General features: G+C 65.7%; 4 protein-coding genes. 1 reads left to right on the top strand and 3 read right to left on the bottom strand.

The window, feature by feature from the left end:
* Nucleotides 1-118 precede the first annotated feature (118 nt).
* The 3 genes from ACWIGI_RS40200 to ACWIGI_RS40190 all read right to left on the bottom strand — a co-directional run bounded on the left by ACWIGI_RS40200 (nucleotide 119) and on the right by ACWIGI_RS40190 (nucleotide 5,020).
* Nucleotides 119-604 carry a hypothetical protein gene (locus ACWIGI_RS40200; protein WP_454208912.1) on the bottom strand — a complete coding sequence of 162 codons (486 nt, stop codon included), beginning with the start codon at nucleotides 602-604 and terminating at the stop codon, nucleotides 119-121.
* A gap of 310 nt (nucleotides 605-914) precedes the next feature.
* Entirely contained in the window at nucleotides 915-3,269 is a 2,355-nt protein-coding gene (locus tag ACWIGI_RS40195; RefSeq protein WP_454208911.1) for an arylsulfatase, read from the bottom strand.
* Nucleotides 3,270-3,454: 185 nt separating this feature from the next.
* On the bottom strand, nucleotides 3,455-5,020 hold the full coding sequence (locus tag ACWIGI_RS40190; protein WP_454208910.1) for an MFS transporter: 1,566 nt from the start codon (nucleotides 5,018-5,020) through the stop codon (nucleotides 3,455-3,457).
* Between the two features lie 176 nt (nucleotides 5,021-5,196).
* On the opposite strand from ACWIGI_RS40190, the gene ACWIGI_RS40185 reads away from it, so the two are divergent.
* Nucleotides 5,197-6,303 (top strand): helix-turn-helix domain-containing protein, encoded by a 1,107-nt coding sequence (locus ACWIGI_RS40185; protein ID WP_454208909.1) that lies wholly within the window; start codon nucleotides 5,197-5,199, stop codon nucleotides 6,301-6,303.
* Nucleotides 6,304-6,307: the final 4 nt, after the last annotated feature.

The following is a 6,307-nucleotide window of genomic DNA, read 5'->3' as shown; positions in this document are numbered from 1 at the left end:
GTGCTGTGTATGGGGTGGGGGCCCCGCCGCCCCCCCCGCCGCGCCGGGATCGTTCGCAGCGTGAACAGCGGACAAGTCTGGTAGATCGACGCCCAAAGCAGGTTGTGTCCGCACCGTCTCATTGGTGCTCGATCGTGCGCATCCCTTCACCGGTCCCGAGGTGCCACCGGCTACCGTCGGGGGCCGGCTCCAAACGGCCCTCCAGGAGCGCGATGAATCCGTCCGCGACCTCGAGGATGCGAGTGAGCACAACTCCCTCCGGATGCCGGGCAAATCCATCCGAGACAGCCGTTCCATCGAGAATCAGCCACTGCCGCAACCGATCCGGACCGATATCGCCACCGTCGACCGCGGCGCTGCGAGCAGCTCGCGCGCACGCGCGGATCAGGTCCCGCTGACGTTCGTTGTCGATGACCATGGTCACCCCATGATCATCGAGTGCGGCGGCCCGCCGCCAGTGATCGTGTACTCCACCGAGCCAGGGGTCGTCAGCAAGCGATTCTGGTTCGATCTGACCGACCAGGTATGCGAGCCAGACGTCGAGCGCGTCGTCGACGGCCCAGAAGCCGAGGCCATCGATCTCTACGTACTTCGTCGAACTCATCCCAGGAGTATGCGGGAGCTGGGAGCTGGGCTCTCGAACCGACACGAGCGTGGGTCCCGGCACGAGATCCGCTCCCGGTATTGTCGGCGCCCGAGCACTAACGAGTCGGTCCCGCTGGGACCGAGGTGCTCGGGCGTGCGGATTCGAGCAGGGCGACGGCATGTTATGCCGAGCAGCACAGGTTATTGGGGGAAGGGTAGTGCGGTTCAGGCAGACCCTCCGTCTCGCCATCCTCCACTCGTTCGCAGTGTGAACGGCCGGCATCCCTGCTCTCTCGGTCGGGCGGTGGCGGGTCGCCGAACCGAAGCTGTCAATAGTCTTTCCCCGCATCGAACATGGCGTGCAGCCGTGCCTCGTCCGTGCTGACTCCGGGCTCGGCGATCACGATGTCCACCTGCCGGATCGTCCCGGTGAACGCGAAGGGCATGGGGTACTGCGGGCTCACGGGCGAACCGGTGTCGCGGCCGATGTTGAAGGTGTCGATCCCGAACCGTCCGGGGACGGTGTGCTCGATCCGGTCGCGAGCACCGACCTGGTCATTCACGAACAGTGTTGCCTCGCCACCCTTTCCGAGGCCGCCCCCGTCATAGACGAACTCGAGGCGAACGGTCGAGGGACCGTCGGGCAAGGGCAGATCGGATTCGATGATCGTGCGCTCGGACCCGAAGTAGTTGTAGTGGTAGACAGGTCGGCCGTCGTGCACGTACAACACGTACCCCGCAGAGGATCCACCTGCGGCGACCAGAATGCCGTCGCCGGGCCCGTCGAGTATCACCTCGATTGCGTGAGAACGGTTTTTGGTATTCGGTGCGGCGGTCTCGGGCAAGCGCAACGTGCCCGGGTAGTAGGTGAACCGAGTGCGGTTCGGGTCTGCTCCGCCTGGAGCGGGCTTGGGGACGCTGAGCCGCGCCGAGCCACGATCATCGAGCGGGTAGACCCCGTAGGTGACACACTCGCGGTCGAAGAGCTCTTTCAGTTCCGCGAGTTTGTCGGGGTGCTGGTCGGCAAGGTCGAGGCTCTCGCTGAAATCCTCGTCGAGGTTGTAGAGCTCCCAGCGGTCGGCCTCCCAGTTCCCGGGCGCGATGTCCATCCGCCATGGGCGGGTGTGCTGGGCGCAGGCGATCCAGCCGTCGTCATAGATCGCACGGTTGCCCAGGATCTCGAAATACTGTCGCGACCGCGTCGGGCGTGCGTCCGCTGAATCGAATGTCGAGGCGATCGATACCCCGTCCATCGGCTTCTGGTCGATGCCGTCGACCGTGTCCGGCGCGGGGATTCCGGCGATGTCGAGGATGGTCGGGACGATGTCGATCAAATGGGTGAACTGCGAGCGGATGCCGCCGGCCTCGGTGATGCGGGAGGGCCATGTGACGATCATCGGATTGCGGGTGCCGCCGAGGTGGCTGGCGACCTGTTTGACCCATTGGAACGGCGCATTGCCCGCCCAAGCCCAGCCCATCGGGTAGTGGGACTCGCTGTTCGGAGTGCCGATATCGTCGATGCGCGCGAGGATCTCGCTGACGTCGGACTGAATGCCGTTGAGGTTCATGATCTCGTTCACGGTCCCGCGCGGACCACCCTCGGAGCTGGCGCCGTTGTCGCCGACGATGAAGCAGAGCAGCGTGTTGTCCGCATCGGGCAGCCCGTTGACGGCGTCGATCAGACGCCCGCACTCCTGGTCGACGAACGCGAGATACCCGGCATAGTTCTCCATGAAGCGGGCACACACACGTTTCTCGTCCTCCGAGAGCGAATCCCACGGGTCCACCCAGTCCGGCCGCGGGGTGTTGACCGTCCCCGGTGGGATCACTCCGAGCGCGAGTTGCCGCTGGAAGGTCTCCTCACGAACGGCATCCCAGCCTTTGTCGAACTGCCCGCGGAACCGGTCGCGCCACTCCTGGGTTACCTGGTGGGGAGCGTGCATGGCACCCGGGGCGAAGTAGAGGAAAGCGGGCTTGTCCGGGTTCACCGATTTGCCGTAGCGCAGCCACTCGATCGCCCGATCGGTGATGTCGGTCATGAAGTGGTATCCATCCTCGGGCCCACGATCGGGCTCCACCGGGCGCGTGTTCTCGAACAGTGCCGGGTAAAAGGAGTTCGTCTCGCCCGCGTTGAAACCGAAGAAGTAGTCGAAGCCGAGTCCGGTGGGCCAGCGATCGAACGGGCCGACCACGCTGGTCAACCAATCGGGCGTGTTGTGGTTCTTGCCGAACCAGGCGGTGTTGTAGCCGTTCTCCCGAAGTGTGCGTCCGATCGTCGCGGTCGATTTCGGGATCAGGCTGGTGTAGCTCGGAAAACCCGTCGCCCACTCCGCGAGGAATCCCGCGCCGCAGTTGTGGTGGTTGCGCCCGGTCAGCAGCGCGGCCCTCGAGGGCCCGCAGATTGCCGTCGTGTGAAACCGGTTGTATCGCAGACCCGCCTCGGCGAGTTTGTCGAGAGCGGGGGTCGGGACCGGACCACCGAATGTCCCGACCTGCCCGAAGCCGACGTCGTCGAGCATCATGATGACCACGTTGGGCGCGCCGGCCGGAGCTGACGGCGGATCCGGCCAATCCGGAACGGAATCCTCGTACGTAGTGCCGATCGTTCCCTGGAATGGCGGATCCGGAATCGGCAGTCGCGACCGATCCAGATTCCGTGGGTCATGACTCGCAGAATTCGTCATTCGCGGCTCCTCGACGATTCCGTTCGGCTCGGTCGACCGAGCCGACAAAGCTCAACGCACCCGACCAGTGATAACCACTTCAGCGCATTCTTCTCACCTTCATCGACAAGGGAACCATGTCGATCGGTCAGGATGAGCAATTGCCACGCCGGGACCCGGTCTCACCATTCGTAATGCCGGTGGCATCAGGTAACCGGCGACGCCGACTTCCTCTCCGACACGGTCGTGATGTTGTCGGTGCTCGCCCTGTGTCGGCTCGGCTCGAGTAGCAGCCACCCGGCGACAGCGGCGACTGCCGCAATACCTCCGGCGGTGAGAGAGGCAGTGTGAAAGCCTTCGAGGAAGGCGCCTTTGACCAGACCGCTGAGTTGGGCGCCGACAGGGCCCGGGATTGATCCGGCCGCCTGAACCCCGGTCAGCATCGAGTTCGCCGCCGCATCGCGTGCCTCCTGCGGCAGCGGTATGCCGGCCAGATCGGAAGCGATCGTCCCGGAGTAGACCGAGGCGAGGATCGAGCCGAGTACAGCTACTCCCAGCGTTCCGCCGAGTTCGCGACTCGTGTCGTTGACCGCCGACCCCGCACCGACCTGGCCGGTGGACAGCTCGTTGAGCACCATCAAGGTCGCCGGGCCCGCGACGAGCGCCACGCCCGCGGCCAGTGTGACCATCACGGGCGCGATCACGCCCCAGTACGAGGTGAGGGCGTCGTATCGGATGGTCAGCAGGAAGGCCACGGCCATGACGAGCGACCCGAGCACCGCGGTGCGACCCGCCCCGATCTTCGACCCCAGCCACATGCTCGGCCCGGCGAAGACCGTCATCGCGATCGCGAAAGGCAGTGTGCGGGTGCCGGTCTCCAAGGGGGAGAACTCTTTGACGCCCTGGAAGTACTGAGTCATCAGGAACACGAAACCCATGAGCGCGAACATGCCGAAGGTCAGCAGCAGTGCCGCCGCGGCGAAGTTGCGGTCGCGGAACAGGCGAATGTCGAACAGGGGCGACGGGAACCGGCTCTCCCAGACGGCATAGGCCGCGATGACCGCCGCGCCGATCGCGATCCCGCCAATGGTGCGAAGGGTCAGCCAGCCGTGGTTCGGGGCCTCGATCACGCTGTAGACGACGATCGTGATGCCGGCCATCGACAGCACCATGCCCCCGATATCGAAGCGGCCGGCATCGGGGTTTCGGCTGGGCGGTATGAGCGCCGCGACCGCGACCAGCGCGAGGGCGCCGGCGGGAACGTTGATCCAGAAGATCGAGCTCCACGAGTAGTGATGGAGCAGCCAGCCGCCCACCACCGGGCCGATCGCGGCGGCGACTCCGGCGACCGCGGCCCACGTCGCGACCGCGATCGCGCGCTCGCGGAGGTCGTCGAACAGAATCACCACGAGCGCGAGGGTGGCCGGAAAGACAAGAGCGGCAAAGAGTCCCAGGCCCGCGCGCGCGGCGATCAGTTGCCCCAGGTTCTGCGAGAGAGCCGCGAGTGCGGAGACCGCCGCGAAGCCGACGATTCCGATCAGCAGCACGGTCTTGCGGCCGAAACGATCACCCAGATACCCGCCGGTCAGCAGCAGGCCGGCGAACACGAGCGTGTACATGTCCACCACCATCTGCAAACCGGACGTATCTGCGCCCAGATCAGTCGAGACTTTCGGCAGCGCGACGTTGACGATGGTGTTGTCCAGGAACACCAGCAACTCGGCGAAGCAGAGCGCGGCCAGTCCCAGCCATCGAATCACTATGGGACGCATCGGTTATGCCCCTCCTTGTCTCGGGCGGGCGATTCCGCATCGGGGAGGGGAACGACTCGAACGCGGTACGACCCCCCGTACACGGGCCGACGTCTGAACGGCCCTCTGCCAACGTACGAGCGGCCCGCGCAGGCGGGAATGACCCGATGGGACGGAACCGTGATACTTTCGGCGCGGTGGAGCGCAGGTCGTGGGACTTCAGACGCGGCATCATCGGAATCCGCCACATGGTCCAGGTCGGAATCGATCACGGGATCGCGGAGCGCCGACTGCTCGCCTCGACCGGACTCGTGCTCGCGGATCTTGATGCCGACGATCTGGAAGTCGAAGGCGTACAAGAGCTATCGGTCGCGCGCAACCTGGTCCAGACCCTCGGCGACCGGCCGGGACTCGGGACCGAGGTCGCGATGCGCTTCTCGCTGGCGAACTTCGGCCTGCTCGGCTTCGCCATGCTCAGCAGTCCCACCGCCGGCGAAGCCCTGCAGGTCGCCCTCCGAACGCTGCGGATCGGCAATCGGTTCATCGACATCGCGGCCGGTTTCACCGAGACGAGAGGGCGAATAACGTTCGAGCACGGGCACCTGCCCGCCGACGTGCGTGCGTTCCTGCTCGAACGCGACATCGCGATCATCTTCGGGGTGATCGTATTGCGTTGTCTCAGTCCGCAACTCGTCGATCGGCTCGGCGATACGCGGTTGGAACTGGCGCTTCCCGCCGACCGTGCGGCGACAGTGGTCGATGGCATGAGCCGCATGCTCGCCGACCTCGCACACGATCCGCTCCGGCGGCTTCGGATCGTCGCCGACCGCCCGACCACAGAACTGACGTTCCCACTCGATCTGCTCACCGAACCGATGTCGATGCCGGATCCGGCCACCGCCGCGCTGTGCGAGCAGCAGTGCCTGGACCTCTTGCAGCAGCGCAACCGCGGGCCGCTCGCCGCGAGAACGCGCGCGATGCTGCTGCAGCAGATCCACTCCGCGCCCACTGCGAGCGACATCGCGGCCGGACTGAACATGGACCGCCGCACCCTGCATAGACGACTCGCCGAGGAGGGAACCAACTTCCGGCTCCTGCAGGAGGAGACGCGTCACGCGCTGGCGATCGACATGCTCGACATCCTCGACCTCACCGTCAAGGAGACAGCGGCCCGCCTCGGCTACACCAGCGCCGCGGCGTTCAGCCGTTCGTTCACTCGATGGACCGGCAGTCCGCCCAGTGCCTACCGGCAGCGCACGCGACATGGCGTAGAAAGCGCCGAAGCTCCCACATCTTCGGTCTGAATCG

The organism is Nocardia sp. NPDC055321 (assembly GCF_053645575.1).
The sequence above is the reverse complement of the archived record's forward strand: the minus strand, read 5'-3'. Positions and strand labels throughout refer to the sequence as shown.